General features: G+C 54.2%; 27 protein-coding genes. 11 read left to right on the top strand and 16 right to left on the bottom strand.

Translation table 11 applies throughout. From position 1 onward, the window contains the following. Positions 1-13: 13 nt before the first annotated feature. The 7 genes from AC2FFH_RS20055 (at position 14) to ureG (ending at position 4,338) form a co-directional block, all read left to right on the top strand. Entirely contained in the window at positions 14-175 is a 162-nt protein-coding gene (locus tag AC2FFH_RS20055) for a hypothetical protein (protein WP_496725659.1), read from the top strand. Further along, positions 172-504 (top strand): urease subunit beta, encoded by a 333-nt coding sequence (locus tag AC2FFH_RS20060; protein WP_496845176.1) that lies wholly within the window; start codon positions 172-174, stop codon positions 502-504. The genes AC2FFH_RS20055 and AC2FFH_RS20060 overlap by 4 nt, the downstream gene beginning before the upstream one ends. After that, positions 479-2,239, top strand: a complete 1,761-nt coding sequence (gene ureC, locus AC2FFH_RS20065; protein ID WP_496845177.1) for an urease subunit alpha — start codon at positions 479-481, stop codon at positions 2,237-2,239. Before AC2FFH_RS20060 ends, ureC begins: the two co-directional genes overlap by 26 nt. A gap of 130 nt (positions 2,240-2,369) precedes the next feature. Beyond that, the gene (locus tag AC2FFH_RS20070) at positions 2,370-2,591 is read left to right on the top strand and encodes a DUF1127 domain-containing protein (protein WP_496845178.1); all 222 of its coding nucleotides are present in this window, start codon (positions 2,370-2,372) and stop codon (positions 2,589-2,591) included. A 31-nt stretch (positions 2,592-2,622) separates the two neighbouring features. Continuing rightward, entirely contained in the window at positions 2,623-3,075 is a 453-nt protein-coding gene (locus AC2FFH_RS20075) for an urease accessory protein UreE (RefSeq protein WP_170519459.1), read from the top strand. Then, positions 3,059-3,712, top strand: a complete 654-nt coding sequence (locus AC2FFH_RS20080) for an urease accessory protein UreF (RefSeq protein WP_496779695.1) — start codon at positions 3,059-3,061, stop codon at positions 3,710-3,712. Before AC2FFH_RS20075 ends, AC2FFH_RS20080 begins: the two co-directional genes overlap by 17 nt. Further along, the gene (gene ureG, locus AC2FFH_RS20085) at positions 3,709-4,338 is read left to right on the top strand and encodes an urease accessory protein UreG (RefSeq protein WP_170519465.1); all 630 of its coding nucleotides are present in this window, start codon (positions 3,709-3,711) and stop codon (positions 4,336-4,338) included. The genes AC2FFH_RS20080 and ureG overlap by 4 nt, the downstream gene beginning before the upstream one ends. A gap of 526 nt (positions 4,339-4,864) precedes the next feature. On the opposite strand, the gene AC2FFH_RS20090 is transcribed toward ureG, so the two are convergent. From AC2FFH_RS20090 to AC2FFH_RS20110, 5 genes are all read right to left on the bottom strand, one after another. Beyond that, entirely contained in the window at positions 4,865-5,302 is a 438-nt protein-coding gene (locus tag AC2FFH_RS20090; RefSeq protein ID WP_496769466.1) for a c-type cytochrome, read from the bottom strand. A gap of 8 nt (positions 5,303-5,310) precedes the next feature. After that, positions 5,311-6,177, bottom strand: a complete 867-nt coding sequence (locus tag AC2FFH_RS20095; protein ID WP_496769469.1) for a CopD family protein — start codon at positions 6,175-6,177, stop codon at positions 5,311-5,313. 2 nt (positions 6,178-6,179) lie between these two features. Further along, positions 6,180-6,521 (bottom strand): copper resistance CopC family protein, encoded by a 342-nt coding sequence (locus AC2FFH_RS20100; RefSeq protein WP_496769473.1) that lies wholly within the window; start codon positions 6,519-6,521, stop codon positions 6,180-6,182. 10 nt (positions 6,522-6,531) lie between these two features. Further along, entirely contained in the window at positions 6,532-6,963 is a 432-nt protein-coding gene (locus AC2FFH_RS20105) for a c-type cytochrome (RefSeq protein ID WP_496769475.1), read from the bottom strand. Between the two features lie 535 nt (positions 6,964-7,498). After that, positions 7,499-7,888 (bottom strand): MerR family transcriptional regulator, encoded by a 390-nt coding sequence (locus tag AC2FFH_RS20110; protein WP_496845179.1) that lies wholly within the window; start codon positions 7,886-7,888, stop codon positions 7,499-7,501. Positions 7,889-7,983: 95 nt separating this feature from the next. Here AC2FFH_RS20110 and AC2FFH_RS20115 point away from each other — a divergent pair, with 95 nt between their 5' ends. Beyond that, a complete protein-coding gene (locus AC2FFH_RS20115; protein WP_496725669.1) occupies positions 7,984-8,307 on the top strand; it encodes a hypothetical protein in 324 nt (107 codons plus the stop codon). Between the two features lie 7 nt (positions 8,308-8,314). Then, positions 8,315-8,530, top strand: coding sequence for a GDCCVxC domain-containing (seleno)protein (locus AC2FFH_RS20120; protein WP_496845180.1), 216 nt, complete (start codon positions 8,315-8,317; stop codon positions 8,528-8,530). Between the two features lie 424 nt (positions 8,531-8,954). Here AC2FFH_RS20120 and AC2FFH_RS20125 read toward each other — a convergent pair whose 3' ends face one another. From AC2FFH_RS20125 to AC2FFH_RS20175, 11 genes are all read right to left on the bottom strand, one after another. Beyond that, complete coding sequence (locus AC2FFH_RS20125) at positions 8,955-9,578, bottom strand: DUF2971 domain-containing protein (RefSeq protein ID WP_496769481.1); 624 nt, start codon at positions 9,576-9,578, stop codon at positions 8,955-8,957. A 1,039-nt stretch (positions 9,579-10,617) separates the two neighbouring features. Continuing rightward, positions 10,618-11,745, bottom strand: coding sequence for a cytochrome-c peroxidase (locus tag AC2FFH_RS20130; protein WP_496845181.1), 1,128 nt, complete (start codon positions 11,743-11,745; stop codon positions 10,618-10,620). Beyond that, entirely contained in the window at positions 11,742-12,095 is a 354-nt protein-coding gene (locus AC2FFH_RS20135; protein WP_496845182.1) for a hypothetical protein, read from the bottom strand. The genes AC2FFH_RS20130 and AC2FFH_RS20135 overlap by 4 nt, the downstream gene beginning before the upstream one ends. A 20-nt stretch (positions 12,096-12,115) precedes the next feature. Beyond that, positions 12,116-12,922 carry an amidohydrolase family protein gene (locus AC2FFH_RS20140; protein WP_496779676.1) on the bottom strand — a complete coding sequence of 269 codons (807 nt, stop codon included), beginning with the start codon at positions 12,920-12,922 and terminating at the stop codon, positions 12,116-12,118. 21 nt (positions 12,923-12,943) lie between these two features. Beyond that, positions 12,944-13,810, bottom strand: coding sequence for a dioxygenase family protein (locus AC2FFH_RS20145; protein ID WP_496845183.1), 867 nt, complete (start codon positions 13,808-13,810; stop codon positions 12,944-12,946). A 10-nt stretch (positions 13,811-13,820) separates the two neighbouring features. Further along, positions 13,821-15,125, bottom strand: coding sequence for a TRAP transporter large permease (locus AC2FFH_RS20150; protein ID WP_282027871.1), 1,305 nt, complete (start codon positions 15,123-15,125; stop codon positions 13,821-13,823). Beyond that, the gene (locus AC2FFH_RS20155) at positions 15,122-15,673 is read right to left on the bottom strand and encodes a TRAP transporter small permease subunit (RefSeq protein ID WP_496769494.1); all 552 of its coding nucleotides are present in this window, start codon (positions 15,671-15,673) and stop codon (positions 15,122-15,124) included. Before AC2FFH_RS20155 ends, AC2FFH_RS20150 begins: the two co-directional genes overlap by 4 nt. Before the next feature lie 30 nt (positions 15,674-15,703). Beyond that, positions 15,704-16,777, bottom strand: a complete 1,074-nt coding sequence (locus AC2FFH_RS20160) for a C4-dicarboxylate TRAP transporter substrate-binding protein (RefSeq protein WP_058273383.1) — start codon at positions 16,775-16,777, stop codon at positions 15,704-15,706. A 33-nt stretch (positions 16,778-16,810) separates the two neighbouring features. Next, entirely contained in the window at positions 16,811-17,266 is a 456-nt protein-coding gene (locus AC2FFH_RS20165) for an OsmC family protein (protein ID WP_282154307.1), read from the bottom strand. An 18-nt stretch (positions 17,267-17,284) separates the two neighbouring features. Beyond that, entirely contained in the window at positions 17,285-17,950 is a 666-nt protein-coding gene (locus AC2FFH_RS20170; protein WP_298934018.1) for a malonic semialdehyde reductase, read from the bottom strand. Then, on the bottom strand, positions 17,947-18,831 hold the full coding sequence (locus AC2FFH_RS20175) for a fumarylacetoacetate hydrolase family protein (protein WP_496769496.1): 885 nt from the start codon (positions 18,829-18,831) through the stop codon (positions 17,947-17,949). The genes AC2FFH_RS20170 and AC2FFH_RS20175 overlap by 4 nt, the downstream gene beginning before the upstream one ends. 84 nt (positions 18,832-18,915) lie before the next feature. Here AC2FFH_RS20175 and AC2FFH_RS20180 point away from each other — a divergent pair, with 84 nt between their 5' ends. Next, positions 18,916-19,302 carry a YciI family protein gene (locus AC2FFH_RS20180; protein ID WP_496769498.1) on the top strand — a complete coding sequence of 129 codons (387 nt, stop codon included), beginning with the start codon at positions 18,916-18,918 and terminating at the stop codon, positions 19,300-19,302. A 51-nt stretch (positions 19,303-19,353) separates the two neighbouring features. After that, a complete protein-coding gene (locus AC2FFH_RS20185; protein ID WP_496769500.1) occupies positions 19,354-20,010 on the top strand; it encodes a GntR family transcriptional regulator in 657 nt (218 codons plus the stop codon). Position 20,011: the final 1 nt, after the last annotated feature.

Genomic DNA, 20,011 nt, shown 5'->3' on the forward strand with positions numbered 1-20,011 from the left:
AGAGGAGTTCCCAATGTATCGCATGCTGTTTCCCGCCCTTATTCTGGCTGGCCCTGCCATGGCCCATTCGGATACCCATGTTCACTCCCATGGCAGTGATTATGCCCTGCTCGCAGCTGGGCTGGCATTGATCGCGGTCATCGCTGTCACAGTGATTATGAAACTGCCAAAATGATCCCGGGTGAGATCATACCCGCCGAGGGTTCACTGACGCTCAATGCCGGACGCAGCAGTCGTCTTGTTGTTGTCGCCAATACCGGTGATCGACCCGTTCAGGTCGGCAGCCATTACCATTTCGCCGAAGCGAACTCCGCCTTGAATTTCGATCGCTATGCAGCTTTAGGGATGCGATTAGACATCCCAGCAGGTACTGCCGTGCGATTTGAGCCGGGTCAGACTCGCGAGGTTATGCTGGTGCCCTACGACGGGCGCCGCCACATCTACGGTTTCAATATGCATATCATGGGGGCTCTGAAAAATGCCGGGCAAAATCAGTCGGAGTGACTACGCCTCTATGTTTGGGCCCACGGTCGGCGACAAAGTACGATTGGCGGATACCGATCTGATTATTGAGGTCGAGAAAGACCTGATCGTTGAGCGTGCAACAGCCGCGCGTTTTAGCGAAACCGGACACCGCGAAGACGTCTATGGCGAGGAGGTCAAGTTCGGTGGCGGCAAAGTCATTCGTGATGGAATGGGGCAATCTCAGTTCACGCGCGCCGAAGGGGCGGTGGATACGGTGATCACCAACGCGCTGATCCTCGATCATTCCGGCATCTACAAAGCGGATGTGGGGTTGAAAGACGGGCGTATCGCCAAGATCGGCAAGGCCGGAAACCCGGATACGCAGCCCGGTGTGGGCATCATTATCGGTCCTGGCACCGAGATCATTGCGGGCGAAGGTCGCATTCTGACCGCAGGCGGGTTCGATAGCCACATCCATTTCATCTGCCCACAACAGATCGAAGACGCGCTGCATTCCGGCCTGACCACTATGCTGGGCGGCGGCACCGGTCCGGCGCATGGGACGCTGGCGACCACCTGCACCCCCGGCCCCTGGCATATCGGACGGATGTTGCAGGCGGCAGATGCCTTTCCCATGAATCTGGCCTTTGCAGGCAAGGGCAACGCCTCATTGCCCGCAGCGCTTGAGGAACAGGTCCGTGCTGGGGCCTGCGCCCTAAAACTGCATGAAGATTGGGGCACGACCCCTGCCGCTATCGACTGCTGCCTATCGGTGGCTGATGCGATGGATGTGCAAGTGATGATCCACACCGACACGCTTAACGAATCTGGATTTGTCGAAAACACCGTGGCCGCCATGAAAGGCCGCACGATCCACGCCTTCCACACCGAAGGCGCTGGCGGAGGCCATGCCCCGGACATCATCAAGATCTGCGGCCAGGACCATGTCCTACCCTCCTCTACCAACCCGACGCGGCCCTTTACGGTAAACACGGTCGAGGAACACCTCGACATGCTGATGGTCTGCCATCACCTCGACAAATCCATCCCCGAGGACGTGGCCTTTGCCGAAAGCCGCATTCGGCGTGAGACCATTGCGGCCGAAGATATCCTGCACGACATGGGTGCTTTCTCAATCATCGCGTCTGACAGTCAGGCCATGGGTCGAGTTGGAGAAGTCTTGATCCGCACGTGGCAAACCGCTGACAAGATGAAGAAACAGCGCGGGCGTCTACCCGAGGAAACCGGTGAGAACGACAACTTTCGCGTCCGCCGCTATATTGCGAAATACACCATCAACCCGGCCATTGCACATGGCCTGAGCCACGAGATTGGTAGTATCGAGGAAGGCAAACGCGCTGACCTCGTCCTGTGGAACCCGGCCTTTTTCGGCGTTAAGCCCGAGATGGTTCTGCTGGGCGGCACGATAGCCTGTGCGCAGATGGGCGATCCCAACGCGTCGATCCCTACACCGCAGCCGGTTTATAGTCGCCCAATGTTTGGCGCTTACGGACGGTCGGTGGAAAACTCGGCGATCACATTTGTCTCGCAGGCGGCCCATGTGGATGGGATCGGTGATACACTGGGATTGGCAAAGCAAACCGTCGCCGTCCAAAACACACGAGAAATTGGCAAGCGGAATCTTCTGCTGAACAACGCGACACCGCATGTCGATGTTGACCCGGAAACCTATGAGGTGCGCGCGGATGGCGAATTGCTTACCTGTCAGCCTGCCGAAGTTCTACCGATGGCACAGCGATACTTTATGTTCTGATTAAAATTTACGCTGCATTGCAGCAAACGCATCCCGGGCATGACCAATCGCCTACTACTAAGCGAGTGAAAGATGACAGATATTAGAACGGAAGGGAGGACCAACGTCTCGCAATTTTACGAGGGTCCCAATGGCACACACAGAAAATCAACAGCATTCCGGTTTTTCCGTATTCGGTCTGTTCTCGGCAATTGGTTCGTCGATCTATTCGGCTCTTGCTCGATTGGCAGAAGCACGATCGCGCACCGATCAAATCCAGTTCCTGCAATCGCTGAGCGACGAAGAACTGCGCAAACGCGGCCTGTCACGCGACCGGATCGTACACCACGTTTTCGCGGGTTCTATCTGGTAATAGCTACCCGTTCCACAGAGGGGGCGCTGGCATGACCATCCTCCTTTGTACAGCACGGCGGTATTCTGATCATCTACACGGCGAGCCTGCAGATGCCCTGTCGCTGACCTATGAAGACCGTTTTTTGCGGCGCAAGGTTCTGACCTGCGAAAGTGGTGAACAGATTCTCATCGACCTGGCACAAACGACTTCGTTGAACCACGGCGGCGCGTTGGTTCTGGACGATGGTCGCGAAGTGGAAATACAGGCTGCGCCCGAAGCATTGCTGGAGGTAAAAGCCCCGGATCTGACGCGCATCGCGTGGCATATCGGCAATCGCCACACGCCTTGCCAGATCGAAAAGGCTCGCCTGTTGATCCAGGTCGATCACGTAATCCGAGATATGCTTCTCAAAATCGGGGCTACCGTGCGAGAAGTGCACGAGCCGTTCACCCCTGAAGGCGGCGCCTATGGCCACGGCAGGACCCATGGCCACACCCACTGACGCCGACATCCTGACGCTGACACAATGGTTGTCCCCTGCCTATCCTGTGGGGGGGTTTGCCTACTCTCACGGACTTGAATCCGCGATTGACCGGGGAACCGTCGCGAATTCTCAGGATACCGAAGCCTGGATTTCAGATGTGCTAGAATATGGCTCTGGTTGGAATGATGCTCTGTTCGTTGTGGCGGCCTTCAATGCGCTGGACAAAGATGAACTGATCAACGTCGATGTCACGGCGCGGGCCTTTTGCGCGACATCCGAAAGGCTCATGGAAACCGAGTTGCTGGGACAGGCCTTCGGAAATGTCACCAAAGGTGTCTGGGAATTGGACCTTGGGCACTTCACCTACCCCGTCTCGATTGGACGGGCTGCAAGACTACAAAACCTTCCCTTGCTGCTGACGACCAAGATGTTTCTGCAAGCATTCGCAAGCAACCTTGTCGCCTGTGCCACGCGCCTTGTGCCACTTGGACAGACCGATGCTCAGAGGTTGATCCGTCAACTGACACCGCTGTGTGCCCAGATTGCTGAAAACGCAAAAAAGGCGAGTCTGGACGAGTTAAGCTCTACTGCGTTCTTGGGGGACATTGCGGCCATGAAACACGAAACACAATATTCGAGGATTTTCCGCACATGACCAGTATAAACGGCCCTCTTCGCGTAGGTATTGGAGGCCCGGTAGGAGCCGGAAAAACTACTTTAACCGCCGCCTTATCTGAAGCGCTGCGCGATGTCTGTTCGGTGGGTGTTATTACCAACGACATATATACGCAGGAAGATGCCGAAGCGCTGATGCGCATGCAGGTCCTGCCGCGGGACAGGATCATCGGCGTCGAAACTGGCGGTTGCCCGCATACAGCAATTCGCGAAGACGCCTCGATCAATTTGGCCGCCGTCGCCGAGATGCAGACACGTCATCCGGATCTCGACATTGTTTTGATTGAAAGCGGAGGCGACAATCTATCAGCCACATTCAGCCCGGAACTGGCGGATCTGACCATCTACGTGATCGATGTCGCCGCAGGCGAGGAAATCCCCAGGAAAGGCGGACCGGCGATTACGAAATCGGACATCCTTGTAATCAACAAGACCGACCTTGCGCCGCATGTTGGCGCTTCGCTGGAGGTTATGGAACGTGATGCGCAAAGAATGCGTAAAGGACGGCCCTTCTTGTTCTCGTCACTTCGTCACAGAAGCGGGGTCGACACAATTGTGGATCTGCTTGTGAAAGGGGGAGGTTTAGAGGTTTCGAAAGCGAGTTAGCTCCCGAGACGAAGAGGCCAAGTTATCGATGCTCAAAGCTGATTGGACAAACCGAAAGCACGATCATCATTTTGGCATTTGTCTGGATGTAATATTTTGTTTTTGTCTGCAGGCTAACTGCAAACGAAATTCACCACGGCATTTTTGACAAAATTTGTTAAGAAAAACCTTTTCCTTGACCCGCTTGTTGCGTATCCCAGCTATCAGTAACCAGCGTATCGAATGGCAAGTTTTCGCAACCATCGGGTGACTTGCCGCGCTGTAACAAACCGCGAACGTCGTTGAAGCGGTGTTATGTGAAGCGATCTCTGGTTGAGTGATGGCCGTTCAGCGGAACAAGTTCTAAAGGCTGCCTCGCGGGACAAAGCACCAATTCGCTGCGCTAGCGCCAAGGTCGGCAATCAAGGGCGCGCCTAGTGTTTTGGGCGCGCTCAGTTCTTCGACCTAATCCTGCCGGACTATGGCACTGTAGTCGCCGCGCAATTGAAGTGTCACCGCACCGACCATGTGGCGAAGGTTGTCATCCTTAGTCATGCGGTGGGTTGCGGCTCGCTTGAATTTCCTGAACGCGCTCGGGCCAAGTGGACCTTATGTAGGCGAGAATGTCCCAAATATCGTTATTGGTGAGGGTATCACCAAATCCAGGCATGCCACTTGCAAAGCCGTCGACGCCACGCGCGGCTAACGCCTCCTCGCCACCCAATAGTGTGTATTCGAACAAAAGCTGGTTGTCGTGGTGCCAGGTATGCCCGGTCTCGTCATGGGGTGGTGCAGGCAGAATGCCGTTGTCGTCAGGCGTCTGCCAATCCGGCTGCCCTTCGAGATTGACGCCATGACAGGACGCGCAGTGTTCGGCGTAGAGGGTCTGTCCATTGGTCAAATCCCGGTCGTCCATTTCATGACCGGCACTTGCACTCGTGGCGAAGCTGAAAAATGTGACGATCAAAAAGTCGAGCCTGGTCATGCAATACCTCAGTTCGGTAGGGTCAAAACACTGGTGAGCGTCGCGGTTGCTGCAAGGATCACGAGAATGATTACTGCTTCGATTTCAATGGAGCGTACCAAGTGGCGGGCAGCTTTTTTGTCCCCGGATTGCATGGCCGGGACGAAGCGGAGTTTGTTTGCAGCGGCCAACATCAGGACCGCGCCTACGAGCGCGAGTTTGATTAGCAGGGTTTGCCCGTAGCTTGTTGTCATTAACGCCCACATATCGCCAAGCAACATCCAAGCCATCAGCAGTCCCGCCAAAATCAATACAGGAACAATAATCGAAGCCGCCTGCCCAAACCGATGCCCCAACATGGCCGCGTTGTTCAGATATTCTGGCCGTTGGGACAGGGCGCGCAACGGCCCAAGGATACCGATCCAAAACGCAACTCCCAGAAGGTGCAGGAGCAATAGCAATCGGACGCCGGTTTTCTCCAATGCGGGGACATGCCCGACCTGAGCAAATGACCAAAGCGCGAACAATCCGCCTGCAAATGCGACCCATTGGCCGACTAGGGGTATAAATATCCCGAAGATTATCAGAACCGCCCCGACAACCCGATAGATCAGAACGTCTCCAACCGGGGTTTGCCACAACAGACCGAGCATTTCTGGATCGGTCATACCATCGGCTCCACCCGTCAGGGCGGCACCACGCAACATGAACCCAAGGACAGAGCCCGCAAGCGCGAGCCCCGCCAACATAGCAATCTGAACACGCATCTTATCGCCAAGTGGTAACACTAGGTCGGCAAAGACAGCCCGAATGATCAAAAGACCCGTCGTGCCACCAATGCCGACATACAGCATCAGCTTGGACAGTATCGCGCCTATTCCCCAGATATCGGGCATGGTCAATCTACTATGAAGGTGAACTCGCCCTGCATGGCGTGCCCGTCTGCCCCCAAGCCACGCCATTCAATGCGATAGATGCCTTCGCCCATGCTCTGAACCGGGAGTTCAAACGCGCGGCCAAATTTTGTTTGATCTCCTAGGTCGAGCGTGACGGTATGAGCCTCCTGATGGATCATGTTGACTTTTGTCAGGCGAATATCATCCGCGAATTTGAAACTGATCTCAGAGGGCACTTCGGCAACAGTCGCGCCGTTTTCGGGTGTGGTGGTGTCCACGCTCGAATGGGCAAACGCGTTTGTGGCAAGCATGGAGATCAATACCGATGTGGTGAGCGTCTTCATTGGGGGTTCCTCAGTTTATTCCATTAGCGCGCTGGATTTCGCGGATGTAGTCGATGACCATAGCCACATCGCCACGGGTCAAGCCTTCAACCGGAGGCATGTCGCCAAACTGCCAGTGGTGGCTTCTGACGCCCATTGCGACCGCGCGTTGAAAGGACTCGTCTGCATGATGGCTGGGTTCATAAATTACATGGATCAGCGGCGGACCAGCGCCGTCAACGCCGACCGCGTTGCTGCCGTGGCATGCGGCGCAGGCGTTGTCGAATATACGCTGCCCGATGACGGCATTTCCTTCGATAAGCGGCATCTGAATTGCTACCATTGCATCGCCTTCGGTAGCTGCCGACTGCGCGGCTTCCTCAACTGGCGCGGGGCGTAGAGTGATGTAGGCAACGACAGCTGCCACGGCGCACGCGCTGATCAGGAGATATTTTTGGTTCATGTACTGGTCCTAACCTTATGTAACAGAGTGGTGCCGCAATAATTTGCAGCACACTGGAACGTGTTCACTGCCGCGAACAACGTTGGAATTCTGTTTCAAGTGTTAGGTGGCCGGTCCGGGTTGTCCGGTTCATTGAGCGTCGAAAGGCTTGTGGCCCGCAATGCTAATTCGACCGCTGCTTGGTTAGGTTTGGTTTCGAATGCCTGTGTCGTGAGTGCGAGAACGTTACACAGGAATGGATTGCATCCTTCATGCGCCGAGCTGTCCGGTTCATGCTGCCTGTCTTCGCTAGGAGCGACCAGCCTGTGGTCATCGTGTTGAGCCCCAACACTTGTGGCCACGTGATCAATACAATGCCCGCCAGCGCACTCACTAGCTAGCGCATGCGCGACGTTCCCAAGCCCCATTACAAGGATCAGAAAAACCGTAAGAAGTGTCGTGGTTATTGGCCGAAGGTGCTTCACGTGGCGAAGCTACCCCGGATTCTGACCGAACACAACGCGCGGGCCAAAGGGGCGCAATACCCAACTTCCGGCTACAGTGTACGCAATTGAGAAAGCATAGGGCATGAAACATTCCCGCTGTCGCAATTGGCTGTGAGTTCAGTCAACGCCACTTCCAAACGCTCAAGTTCCTTTATCTTTTCGCGCACATTGAAAACGTGGTGCTCAGCCAATTCCTTAACGGATTGGCAGTCTTCGCTATCGCCTTCGGATAATTCCAGGAGTGTCCTCGTATCGGCAAGCGGAAAGCCCAAGTCACGGCATTTCTTTAGAAACCGAAGCCGTCCAATGTCGTGCGTAGAGTACATCCGCCGGTTATTTGAAGCGCGTTCCGGTTTAGGCACGATCCCTTCGCGTTCGTAGTAGCGGATCGTTTCAATGCCGACACCGCTTTGACGGGATGCTTCCCCAATCGCAAACATGTGAGATGTTCCGTCTTGATCCTGTAGTCACTACAGAGGTTATACCAGTAATCGCCGCTTAGACAATTCCGCACAAAAAGGCGTCAGGAACAAAAATGCAGAAATACCTTAGCCTCAGTTACATAGGATCTCTGTCCGCGCTTGGCGTCGCGACCTGCTGCGTAATGCCCATGACAATGATGCTTCTAGGACTGGGCGGCAGCTGGTTAGCGATCTTTGGGAAGATAGCAGCAGCAAGCTTTTATGTTCTGGCGATTTCGACCACTCTTGTCGCGGTGTCTTGGCTGGTTTGTTATCAGCGCGGGTCATTGCCAAAGTTGAAGTGGTGGCTTTGGGGAACAACCGCGATGACCGGATTGGCTTGGGTTGTCGTGTTCTATGAGGCTCGAATCAACGATTTCCTGATTACGCAGATGTGAGACAATGATGGAACAAACTGTAGTGCTTGAAAGCACACTGACTTGCCCAAACTGTGGGCACAGTGAAACCGAAAAAATGCCTACGGATGCCTGCCAGTGGTTCTATGAATGCAAGTCATGCAGAACAGTCTTGAAGCCGTTGGAAGGCGACTGTTGCGTCTATTGCTCTTATGCCAACGTGCCCTGTCCACCAATTCAGTCGGGTAATGGCTGCTGCGGATAGTGTGAAGGATTCCGGTGTTGCTCACTTGGTGAACTTGCCACCGGAGGATTTCGACAATTTGCCCAACCGTTGCTCCGGTCTGTGATCTTGGGAAACAGCCCTCTGACTTCGTTTGGCGTGCTTCTCGCGACACTACGTCACGCGGCTTCGGCGGGTCCCACGGACACAACAGTGGTCATCGTTTCGGGCGCAGAAATTCAGCACCTCCCCGAATTATTAGAATTCGGCCGAAAGTTGAACTTTGCAAGGTCAGCTTACTGCGCATTGTCGCCATTCAAGCCCGGCGTACCACTGGTCACTTTGGGCTCTGAATAGTCGTTCTCTGTAGCAGGTTTAAGTGGGTGGCTTGGAACCCATTACCGCCTTTGGTCACCTTTTGATGTCTCGCCGGTGCAGCAAGTTACAAACCACACATAGCCCACACCTAAATGATTGCTTGCTTCGCCGGTGTAGTTATTGGAAAAAGTACATAGCCATAAGCATTGGCTCGCAAGTCCATCCTATAGTAGTCAATGCCTTCGCCAAGCGCATTCATAACTCTTGAATATGTTGGTGCCTCTACCCGTGGCCCGAAAATAACGCCTGTCAGCTTCATACCTGACACTTGGTAATATCCCGGCACCCCCAAAAATGATGCCATTCGGAATTCTTCCTCATAGACCCAGTCATAGCTTTTTGATGTGGCTGCAATTTTTATTTTTTCGTAGGCAAGGTTTTCTATCTTGGAGCGTTGTTCACTTTCTGTAAGTCCGCTCAAGCTCATCGCCACACGCGTTTGGACGAAAAAGTCAAATGACGAAAACTCAGGGGGCTCTTCTTTCCAGTACTGCACAGGAAAGAAGGGCGGCCCTTCAACACCAGCCGTTGGATTTGCAGTGAACTGCAAGCAAATTCCTTTGAAGGCGTCTGCATAGTGCCCCCACATCAGTGTATTCTGCCACCCTTTACTAAAGGATGCGACTACAGCTTGCTGTCTAACTGTCTCGTGAAACAGGGGGCTTTGGATATTACAGATATTGAAGTCCTGCTCTGAAATAGTCTCCGGCAAAAGCTCAAAATCCGGAAACTGTTTTGCCAGCAGATCGCGCTATTCACGGTGCCTAGACGTGAACTCATCGTAAGTACCTACCCGGTGACTAACGCATCCCTCAAATGGATCATTTTGAGTATCCAGGAAATTCAACCAAACCCTGTTATCCCGAAGTTGCTCAAGCTCTTCATCAAAGTGCTTGGAAGTTGTTCCGCGATACCTAAACAACTTTTCTGGAAACCAACCGTTCATCATTCTGTCCGATCTATACACGCTAGCGGCGATCCTTAACGATGCCTTGCCACAAAATTGATAAAAAATACTTGCGCTCGTACACAGGGCTGACAGTGGTGTCACAAAACGAGAAAAGCAACTTAGGAAACTCAATAAGCATCCAACTTTGCAACGACCGACATGTGCGCGTAGCTGCCATTTGAAGCGAACCATGCCGCAAAGGCAGCGAACGGCAGCTTTGTGGCCATTACTTATTGCAGTTCGATAGAATGGCACAACTGCAAATGGCCGCAGGCTTTCTTCCTCACCGATTTCCATTTTTGAGCCGGCGGGATTTGGACAAGCCAAACGCCTTTCACCGACAGGGTGAGGGCGCGGCCGTCTTCCTCCCGCGTTCGCCCCGTTGCAGATTCCTAGTAACAGGCGGCTTCGCCGTCTGGTCTGCAAATCAGCCCTGATTTCCGAAAGGGAAGTCGGATCAAACCAAACTGTCTGCGAGAGTATGAAATGCGGGCGGCGTGTTGGTTGATGACGCAAAGGTCAAACTCTACTGATGTCCAACGTTGGGGGTGCCTTCCGATGTCGAACATTCATCCCGACTCTGATCCAACTGTGACGGTTGGGTCAGGTTCGTGTGACGTTCAACAGATGTGGAACGTCACTGATACTTGACTCAATCGAAATCCAAAACCTCAACAAATCGGCCGATCACGTCATCCATTTCTGACCCAGAGCGAGCAGAACCCCCTCATCGGCACTGCTAACGATAGTCTCCGAACCAGCTTGCCAAATAGCCCATTCACGAGCGTTAAACACAAACGCTTTAGTAAGGCGCCTTGGACAGCGTCATCAAAAACGCAATTAAGTCTGCAATCTCTTGCTCAGACAAATTCAATTGCGAGAGAATGGCTTCACCGTCGGCGTGCAGCCTTTCCGTATCAATCTTACTGTAATGCCGGATCACTGCGTTCAGATCACTTAGGCTGCCGTCATGCATGTACGGTGCGGTTTCAGCCGCTCCGCGCAGGCTGGGCGTGCGGAAGGTTCCAAAATCAGCGTGGCTTCGACGTACATTTCGAACCGCCCAAGCACCTTGCTTATCCGGATCGTCATTCCAGTCGCCGTCCAGAGTATAGGGGCTTGAGAGTAAAAAGTTCAGTCCACCGAACCGCCCTTCGTCGACCTCGGTTTCATTCAGAAAGTATGGTACGCCAGCGTCATGGAACTCGTTGTTGGAAAATCTCGGACCATTGTGGCACAACACACAGTTTCCACGCCCTATGAACAGCTGAAGACCTCGCTGTGCAGCTTCGGGGTAGCTCGCAGCCGCTGCTAAATCTTGGTTCTCCAATGCATCACGGAATTCATCAAACTGTGTCCAGTCCGTAGCTAAAGTTTCCAAGTAGGCGGATAGAGTTTTGGCAATGTTCACCAGCACAAGCTCTGAATCTTGAACCTGTATGTCGCCAAATATGGCTTCAAATTCATCAATGTAGGTACTTTCTGAGATAGCGGTTTTTAGGCTATCGGCACTGTGGGCCATCTCTTGTTCTTCGATGATCGGATGCAGGCTGGCTGTCCAAAGGCTATCGCTTTTGCCACCCCACCCATACCAGCGGAGTCCGGCCAGGTTCCGCAGTGATGGAGTGTTTCGATCTAACAGTACACGGCCGAGCGCCCGCGCCTCTGGCGTTGTAAATGCCTGTTCAGGATCATGACAACTTGCGCAAGAAAGTGCACCGTCGACGGACAACACCGGATCGTTGAATAAGGCCTCTCCAAGCGCGATCGCTCTGGCATTGTTCGAAACCCTGTTGCTTGGGTCAGACTGGAAGGATGGTGGCCACGGTCCAAAGGAAAGCGTTTGTTCAATTTCGCCTGCAGATAACAAGACCTCTGCACACACTGCACCTGTCAAGGCAATAAGCGCAGCTGTAACCCACAGCTTCATTTCAGCGTAACTTCTGACGAGTAGAAAATTGATTGGCCATTGATGTCGACATCGACCTGCAGTTCCCACAAACCCGGCATGTGAAACAGCATATCATCAACGCGGAACGCTCCGCCGCCCAAGGCGGTAACTTTGGGGGTATAGTTCATATCGTGTCGATGAGCGGGCATGATTACATTCACACGCATTTGGCCCACGGCAGTTTCACTACAAATAGAAACCAGTACGGAAAACGGTTGAGCCAACGGAATTTCATCGACGGACAGATACACCTCGGGCGCGTTTTGAGCGTCCGAATTCATGCGTTGCCCCGTCGCCTCACAAGCAGCGGCCGCGCTGGACCAAATCATGAACCAGACGGCGCAGCGGATCATTCTGATGCCAGCAAACGTTCTGCGTTCGCATAGGCGATGTTGTCCGCAATCTGGTCCGGCAGCAAATCCAACCATTCACGCGAAAGATCTGCGTGGGGGCCGACATAGTACCAACGTTCCGGCGCAAATGTATCCGTACCGACCATAAACCGATCGGGATGGGCTTCGAACGCAGCCTTCCAATTCGGGTCGATACGGCCTCGTGAGGCCATGTCCGAACGAAATGCCAAATCGGCCCAAAGCCTGGGATAGGTATCCAGCGCGTCAACAACACTCGCCGGGTCGTCAAAGCCAGAATGGGCCCACAGTACCCGAGCTTCAGGCCAGGTTTCGAAGATCAGGTCAACTGCCTCTCGATCGCCGTGGTGGTGTAGAATGAGGTTCCGCTCTTTCGCCAGTGCAATCATGCGCTGGATGACCGGCGTCTTAATGTCGTCTCCGTAAGCGTGAAACTCGCCGATGGCTTCGTAGTCGTTCTTGGCCAGATTTTCTTCCAAATAGTCGATTACAGTTTCGTCGTGCATCCAGGTGTTGATTTCACCGCGGCGCCGGTAAGGGCGCAGTGCCGGAACAACGATATCTGGTGCTGCGGCCAACAATAGTTGAGTGCCATTGTCATCCGAGCTGGAAACCAGGGCTTTACGGACGCCCGCGTCCCGAAGGATTTTGGCCACCTGTTCGGGAGGAACCAGTTTGACGGCATCGTGGCTGTAATGAATATGCGCGTCAAAGATCGGGCGCTCTTCTGCGATGGCGGTATTGCAAAACAGCGCGGCACCTAAAATGAAGATATGTTTCAGCACCTCAAGCCTCCTCAATATCGTTCAGGATCTGGCAAGCTTCACATCGAATTTCACGTGCAAGAAAGGTTCAGTGATCTTACCAGAAAGCTCCATGCCATCCGGAAATTCCGAAACTGGCCTTTCGGCATAGGTCATCACCAGATCATCCCGAACACCAAAGACCGTATCTTGATCCAGATAAGGATCGTCGTCGGGGAAGATCTCGGTCACCAGAGATCGGTACCCCGGAGCCTTGACGATATAGTGCAGGTGTGACGGTCGCCAGGGATGGCGGCCGCAGGCGCGCAGGATGTCTCCGACAGGCCCGTCTGACGGTACCGTGTATTCAACTGGCTTGACGGTCGTGAATGCATACTTACCGTCGTCACCCGTGGTCATCAGGCCGTGAAAAGAAAAGGTGTCCTGTTCTTCGTCCTGACTTGCATACATTCCATTCGGTGCGGTTTGCCAGATATCCAGTTCTGCACCGGAAATCGGATTACCATCGGTATCCCGGATTACGCCTTCAGCAAGCAGCACAGGTCCACCGTAGTGGCGCTTCATATCCCCGCCGAATGGCAGAGGCGGCGCGCCAGAGACATGAAAAGGGCCAAGTACTGATGAACTTGTTGCTTCCGGACTGGAATGTAGCATGTCCACCAATGAGGACAGGCCCAACACGTCCGAGGCCAACACGAACTCATGCCTGTCCTCGGATTCCACGGCGGCGCATCCCTCCAGAAACGCAATCCCGGCGCGCCATTCGTCATGTGTCAGGTTGGTTTCCCGCGCGAAATCGTGGAGGTGTTTGACCAGAGACCCGATGATTTCTCGCATCCGCGGATCGGTGTCCTTGGATAGGTATCCCATGAACACGTCGGTGATATTGTCTTTGGTGACAGAGCGCATCTGGGCCTCCTTAAATCAGGGCAAGGCTGAGGATCGGGAACTCGATCAGAATAAACAGAACGATCAGCATCACGAACGCAAAGGGAAGCGCGCCCATGAACACGTCTTTGAGTGATATCCGGTCATCATTGATCGTCGATTTGATGACGAAGCAAGATATGCCCAAAGGCGGGGTCAATAGTCCGATTTCGGCTCCGACTACGGTGACGATCCCGAACCAGATCAACGACATGTCCAGCGCTTCGGCCATGGGCAGGAACAGCGGGACGACGATCAGAATGATGGACGCCGTATCGAGTAAAGTTCCCAGAAAAAGCATCAAGAGGACGTAGAGCAGCATGATCGACCAAAAGGACGCTGAATTCCCCGCAAGTAAGTCCTGCAACTGATTGGGCAGCCCGGCCAGTCCCAGCATGCGGCTGTAAATCGAAGCTGCTGTAATCAGGAACAAGATCGCCGCTGTAATATGACCGGTTTCCAGCAACGCGTCCCAGAACGCTCTTGGTGTCATAGACTTGCGTACGACTGCAATCACAAGCGCAACCAGTGCCCCGGCGGCACCCGCCTCGACAGCGGTTAGCCATCCTGTGTAAATGCCACCGAGCACTACCGTGATAATGAACAATGTGGGAAGGGTCTTGGATGCGATCTCGCGCCCGGACATCCATTCGGTGTCTTCGACGACCCGGCCGCCCACAAATGCAGGGGTGAAACGGCCCATAAACCAGATCGCACCCACATAAGCTATCGCCAGCATGATACCGGGTATTACTCCCGCCAGAAACATGTCCCCTACGGACTGTTCGGCGACAAAGGAATAGATGATTAGCATCGCCGAGGGCGGAATAATCATCCCCAAAACCGACGACCCGGCCACTACCCCAACCGCAAAACGTGGATTATATGCCTGCGCCATCATCTGCGGGACCGAGACCTTGGTGAACACGGATGCAGACGCAATGGACGACCCGGTAACGGCCGCAAACACGGCATTTGCTCCGACGGTCGCCATTCCGATACCGCCTTTGACCTTGCGAAACCGCATGGTCATGACTTCGTAAATGTCCCTGCCTAGTCCCGCTTTTGAGACGATTAGCCCCATAAAGGTAAACAGTGGGATAGTCGCGAAACTGTATTCCATCGCGCTGTCGCCTACCGCAACCTTCAGCAGGTTGAGCGCAAGCGTGAAGTTGTCTCGCATCAGCCAGATCGACACGAAGGAGACTACGCCCAAAGCAATCGGAATGTAGACGCCTGCGTAGATCAAAAAGACGATGGCAACGACCGAGATCAGGCCAATCTCAATCGGCGTCATTCTGCGGCCTCGTCATGTTCAGGGGTGCGAATAAGTTGCGGACGGTCCTGCGCCGTGACGACCTTGAGCAGGAAGATCACGCAGGCAAGCGCAGTACCGCACGCGATGACCAGTTTGACCGGCCACCATGGCAATGTGAAAAGACCGGGTACTCCGAAGTAGTCCTGTGTCTCCCACATATGAAGAAATTCTGGGAAGGTTACATACGCAATCAAGGCCATAAAGATTGCCGATATGGCGTTGATGATGCGCCTCAGGCTGGCTGTCAGACCCGGGCGGCGATGGTGCAGCAGATTCAGGAACCCGTCCGAGCGTGTTAACCGATCTACTCTTACCACGTCCGCCAACTGCAGAAAGACGATCATCACGACCGAAAACTGCACCATCTCATAAGTGCCACGCAATGGGGCTGAAAACAGGCCACGTGCAATAACGTCGACATTCAGAACAACCACCAACGCCAGGACGACGAGCGTACCCAAAGCGTTGGCGGCGATTGCTAGAAAATTGGCGACCCGCGACAGGCCAGCAACTGCGGTCTTCAGCATGAAAGGCCCCTTTCGTGGATCGCCGGACAGTTATTCGGCCGTCCAGTCACGCACTCCGGTGAAACCGGCGTCTTGAAGCTTGCCAAGGTAGGCGGCCAGCATTTCAGTTCCTTGTTCGCCGTTGTCATTCAGCGTCGCGGCCCATTCCTGCGCGACATTCGGCATGGCATTTGCCCATGCGGCGCGGTCTTCGTCCGAAACCTCAACGATCGTTCCACCGGCCTCAACGTAAGCATCCCGCGAAGCAGCAGCCCTGTCCATCGCGATACCGGCGACATGGTCACGGTAATCGATGGCAACCGCCGTCAACACCTCTTTGACTTCGTCCGGCAGGCTTGCCCAATAGTCTGCATTAACCGTGATGGTTTTTGAGTTCACAGCACCCAGATCGGCCTTGAGCATATACGGGGCAACTTCAGCGATCTTAAAAGTCTTCGCCGCTTCGGGCCACAGCATTCCACAATCAACCAGACCCGTCTGAAGCATGTTGTAGAAATCGGTCAGCCCACCACGCACACCTGCCGCATCCTTGATGCCTTCGAGATACCGCAAGTTGAGGCCAGCACCTGCAATCTTGCGACCCTCTAGATCTGATACCGAGGCAACCGGTTCCGTGCAGAAAATCTGATACGTATCCAGAACAACACCCGTGGCCAGATACACCTGGTTCTGTGCGGCAAACTCGTTCTGCATCGCCGGGTATTCGCGTGCGATTTCATCTACGGCCTTGGCGACCGCACGGGAATCCGATGCCACAAAGGGTGTCGATCCCGAAATACCCTGGCTGGGCAGCTTCGAAGAATGGAAGATGGTTGTGACGATGCCTATGTCACCAAGGCCCAGCTGGATTCCCTCCAGAACGCCTTTCGGCTTTACGATTGAACCGCCATAGTTCTCCTGCCAGTTCATCTTGTAGTTGCCGGCGTCGGCCAGTCGCTTGTCCACCTCCGGAATGAAGAAGTTGGTGAACTCCTTCACCCATAATGCCCGGTCTGGGTAGCCATCGATGACAACGGCAGAAATAGTTTCCTCTGCTGCGGCGGGCAGCGCCATGACGCTTGCCAGAGCAGCTCCGATAAGGCTGCGTTTGGTCCAGATTTTCATTTCTCTCCTCCCAGAAAGTCGGGCCTTTTGTCTTTATTGGTTTGTTTTGACCCAGTTGACGGTCAGGTCCGTGCCTGCCGCTTCAAATAGTTTTGCGATGGCGCAATACTTGGCTGTCTCTTCGCCCACCCGTGTCAGCTCCTCCTGACTGGCCGGCGTGTCACACTTCACGGTGAGCTCGATTTCCGGAAACGGAACATCGATCTCCTCCTCCATCAGGACACCGCGCCGATCCAGCCTGCATTTCGCGTCGATTGTCACCGCGCCAAGATCAATTCCCAACCGGTGTGCATTCTTGTGCCCGATGACGTTCGTACAGGCGATCAAGGCTGCCATTGCGGTTTCGGTCGGAGACGGGCCAAGATTTGTTCCGCCGCGTTCGACGGGTTCGTCGACAACCACATCAAGGTCGCGAATTGGGATCTCGGTACGCGCATGTGTCGGGCATTGAGCTGTCGTTCGGTAAGTCACGACAGGTTTTACTTTCATGGCCACGGTGTTACCTCCTCATGCATACGAGCAAACCTTTTCGAATGGAAAACGTGGAAGCTTCTGGAACAAACCGGTTTCATCCGCGTAGCCAAGATTGCAAAGAAAATTGGACTTGAGAGTTGTGCCCGCGAAGAACTCCTCGTCGACGATCTTGTTCGAAAAACCTGACATGGCGCCGACATCCAACCCGACAGCCCGGGCCGCAATCATGAAGTACGCGCCCTGAAGCGTGCCGTTTCGGTAGGCCGTGTCCGCTACGTATTCGGGTTTGTTTTCAAACAAGGGCCGCCGATCTTCGTGCGGGAAAAGAAACGGCAGTTCCTTCCAGAAGTCCAAGTCGTAGGCAATGATCGCCGTGACCGGTGCATCCATCATCTTTGGCACGTTTTTAGGCTTTAGCGACTTGGCAAGCCGCTCTTTTCCCTCTGCGCTTTTCACGAAAATAAAGCGCGCGGGCAACGTGTTCATGCTGGTCGCACCATTGATCGTGATGTCGTAGATCTCTTCAAGTAGGTCGTCGGAAACAGGCTTGTCGGTCCACGCGTAGTGCGATCTGGATTCGCGCAGGATCAAGGCAATCGCGTCATCCGACAAACGTGGAATGCGATCGCGCAGATCGCGATGATCCTGCTGCGCCTTGGCGCGAAGTGCCTCCAGCTCTGCCCCGGTTGGGGCGCTCATGTTGCGGCCACCTTTGACTCGGTGTCCTTTTCGTCGATGATCGGGCTGGCGCAGATTCCGATGCCTTCAATTTCGACTTCGACGGTTTCACCCGGCTTCAGCCAACGGGGATTGGGCTTTTTGGCGTGACCGACACCCGGTGGTGTGCCCAACGCAATCAGGTCTCCGGGTTCCAGAGTGGTGTATTCCGAAATTGTCGCAATGACCTGACGAACACCCCAGATCATATTGGCCGTGTTCGAGCTTTGCAGGATTTCATCACCCACACGGCTCTCGATCTTCAGACCTGATGCCCCTTCGGGCAACTCATCCGGCGTCACGGTGAAAGGACCGATCGCGCCCGTGTCATCAAAGTTTTTGCCGGGCGTCCACTGAACGGTTTTGCGCTGATAGTCCCGCAGCGAGCCATCGTTGAATACAGTGTAGCCAAAGACATAATCCAGTGCGTCCTGCTCCGAGATATGGCGTCCGCGCTTTCCAACGATCAGCATAAGTTCGGCTTCGTAGTCGAGCTTCTCGGAACAGGCAGGCCGCACCATGGGTTGCCCCGCCGCCATGATCGAGTTCTTCCCGCGCATGAACAGCGTCGGATACTCCGGAATATCATACCCGCCTTCCTTGATGTGGTCCGTGTAGTTCAACCCCATGCAAATGATCGTTCCTGGAGCGGTAACGGGCAATGCCGGAGTGATGGAAGACACGGGCACACTGTCTGCCGAGTCAATTTTGCTGGCAAGTGAGTCGGCCAGTTCAGGCTTGGCTATCAAACCCATCAAATCCGAACCGACGGCAGGGTCCAAAGCCGTTAGATTCACTGCGTTTTCGCCATCTACAGCAAAAACCGCTGTGCCTTCCGAAGTCTCTCCCACCAGGTATTTCATTTTCACCATCCATGTCAGTTCGCTTGATTTTTGCCGACTATTTTGCAATATGTCAAATAATATCGATATTTTTGGAGGCGGCAAATGGTTGCTTGGGCAGACTACAAATCAGAAGCAAAAAGCCGCGGTGCGCTTGCTTTGGAGCTTTACGTCGCGCTGAGCACGCCAGCCAAAGCGCCCGAAAATGTAAAGGCGTCACTGCCAGATCACTTGGCGTATCAGGCGCAGTTGGAACGTTCGGGGCAACTGGCTTTTGCAGGCCCCATGTCGGATGAAACCGGCGAGCATATGCAAGGAATGGGCCTGATCATCTATCGCGCTGACAGTCTTGAAGCCGCGCGGAAGCTGGCGGAAGACGATCCTATGCACAAAAGCGGGGCGCGTAGCTTTGTACTTCGGCGCTGGTTGATCAACGAAGGCTCGCTGAACCTTTCAGTTGGTCTATCGACTGGAACGAGTGCCTTCAGTTAAGTGCACTCACGAGTATTTGCAGCGAAATAGGAACAGTCGGATATGGACGCCATGCTTGACACTGAGGGCAAAGAGACATCAGCCACTCATGGAGCGTATCGAAGGCTGCGCGAAATGATCCTGACAGGAGATTTACCTCCGGGTCAAAAACTCAAGATCGAACAGCTTCGCGGACTTTTGGACACTGGCGCCAGTCCGGTTCGTGAAGCGCTTAGCCTTTTGACTTCGGACATGTTGGTCGAGCGGATTGATCAGCGCGGATTTCGGGCAGCGCCAGTCAGCAAGTGTAACTTTGAGGAAATACTTCTGTTGCGCTGCAACCTTGAAGAAACCGCGTTGCGCGCTTCCATCACCAATGCGGATGCGGCCTGGGAAGATCGGCTTGTCTTGCGTCACCATCATATGAAAAAGGCCAGCCAGAACGGGGCACGAGACTTTGAGGACGCTCACAAGGCGTTTCATATGGCCTTGTTGGACAATTCGAAACTGCCGTTGCTGCTGCGGTATTGCTCGCAGCTTTACGACCTGAACATTCGCTACCGCTATCTGGCGGCCGGCGGGTCGAGCTACAAAAAGCGAGACATCGCCGCCGAACATCAGCAAATCCTGGACGCCGCATTAAATCACGACGCAGACAGCGCAACTCGGCACTTGATCGATCACTACCGCCGCACAGGTGAGTACCTTAGCAGCCAGATGGAGCCCTGAA

Source organism: Ruegeria sp. YTSC003, assembly GCF_059609785.1.

Coding starts and splice junctions, on each gene's coding strand:
- AC2FFH_RS20165 (WP_282154307.1), bottom strand. CDS start 17,266: ATGAAAGTAAAACCTGTCGTGACTTACCGAACGACAGCTCAATGCCCG.
- ureG (WP_170519465.1), top strand. CDS start 3,709: ATGACCAGTATAAACGGCCCTCTTCGCGTAGGTATTGGAGGCCCGGTA.
- AC2FFH_RS20160 (WP_058273383.1), bottom strand. CDS start 16,777: ATGAAAATCTGGACCAAACGCAGCCTTATCGGAGCTGCTCTGGCAAGC.
- ureC (WP_496845177.1), top strand. CDS start 479: ATGCCGGGCAAAATCAGTCGGAGTGACTACGCCTCTATGTTTGGGCCC.
- AC2FFH_RS20060 (WP_496845176.1), top strand. CDS start 172: ATGATCCCGGGTGAGATCATACCCGCCGAGGGTTCACTGACGCTCAAT.
- AC2FFH_RS20170 (WP_298934018.1), bottom strand. CDS start 17,950: ATGAGCGCCCCAACCGGGGCAGAGCTGGAGGCACTTCGCGCCAAGGCG.
- AC2FFH_RS20105 (WP_496769475.1), bottom strand. CDS start 6,963: ATGAACCAAAAATATCTCCTGATCAGCGCGTGCGCCGTGGCAGCTGTC.
- AC2FFH_RS20180 (WP_496769498.1), top strand. CDS start 18,916: ATGGTTGCTTGGGCAGACTACAAATCAGAAGCAAAAAGCCGCGGTGCG.
- AC2FFH_RS20100 (WP_496769473.1), bottom strand. CDS start 6,521: ATGAAGACGCTCACCACATCGGTATTGATCTCCATGCTTGCCACAAAC.
- AC2FFH_RS20130 (WP_496845181.1), bottom strand. CDS start 11,745: ATGAAGCTGTGGGTTACAGCTGCGCTTATTGCCTTGACAGGTGCAGTG.
- AC2FFH_RS20115 (WP_496725669.1), top strand. CDS start 7,984: ATGCAGAAATACCTTAGCCTCAGTTACATAGGATCTCTGTCCGCGCTT.
- AC2FFH_RS20145 (WP_496845183.1), bottom strand. CDS start 13,810: ATGCGCTCTGTCACCAAAGACAATATCACCGACGTGTTCATGGGATAC.
- AC2FFH_RS20150 (WP_282027871.1), bottom strand. CDS start 15,125: ATGACGCCGATTGAGATTGGCCTGATCTCGGTCGTTGCCATCGTCTTT.
- AC2FFH_RS20095 (WP_496769469.1), bottom strand. CDS start 6,177: ATGCCCGATATCTGGGGAATAGGCGCGATACTGTCCAAGCTGATGCTG.
- AC2FFH_RS20055 (WP_496725659.1), top strand. CDS start 14: ATGTATCGCATGCTGTTTCCCGCCCTTATTCTGGCTGGCCCTGCCATG.
- AC2FFH_RS20155 (WP_496769494.1), bottom strand. CDS start 15,673: ATGCTGAAGACCGCAGTTGCTGGCCTGTCGCGGGTCGCCAATTTTCTA.
- AC2FFH_RS20120 (WP_496845180.1), top strand. CDS start 8,315: ATGGAACAAACTGTAGTGCTTGAAAGCACACTGACTTGCCCAAACTGT.
- AC2FFH_RS20070 (WP_496845178.1), top strand. CDS start 2,370: ATGGCACACACAGAAAATCAACAGCATTCCGGTTTTTCCGTATTCGGT.
- AC2FFH_RS20075 (WP_170519459.1), top strand. CDS start 2,623: ATGACCATCCTCCTTTGTACAGCACGGCGGTATTCTGATCATCTACAC.
- AC2FFH_RS20080 (WP_496779695.1), top strand. CDS start 3,059: ATGGCCACACCCACTGACGCCGACATCCTGACGCTGACACAATGGTTG.
- AC2FFH_RS20135 (WP_496845182.1), bottom strand. CDS start 12,095: ATGATTTGGTCCAGCGCGGCCGCTGCTTGTGAGGCGACGGGGCAACGC.
- AC2FFH_RS20185 (WP_496769500.1), top strand. CDS start 19,354: ATGCTTGACACTGAGGGCAAAGAGACATCAGCCACTCATGGAGCGTAT.
- AC2FFH_RS20090 (WP_496769466.1), bottom strand. CDS start 5,302: ATGACCAGGCTCGACTTTTTGATCGTCACATTTTTCAGCTTCGCCACG.
- AC2FFH_RS20175 (WP_496769496.1), bottom strand. CDS start 18,831: ATGAAATACCTGGTGGGAGAGACTTCGGAAGGCACAGCGGTTTTTGCT.
- AC2FFH_RS20110 (WP_496845179.1), bottom strand. CDS start 7,888: ATGTTTGCGATTGGGGAAGCATCCCGTCAAAGCGGTGTCGGCATTGAA.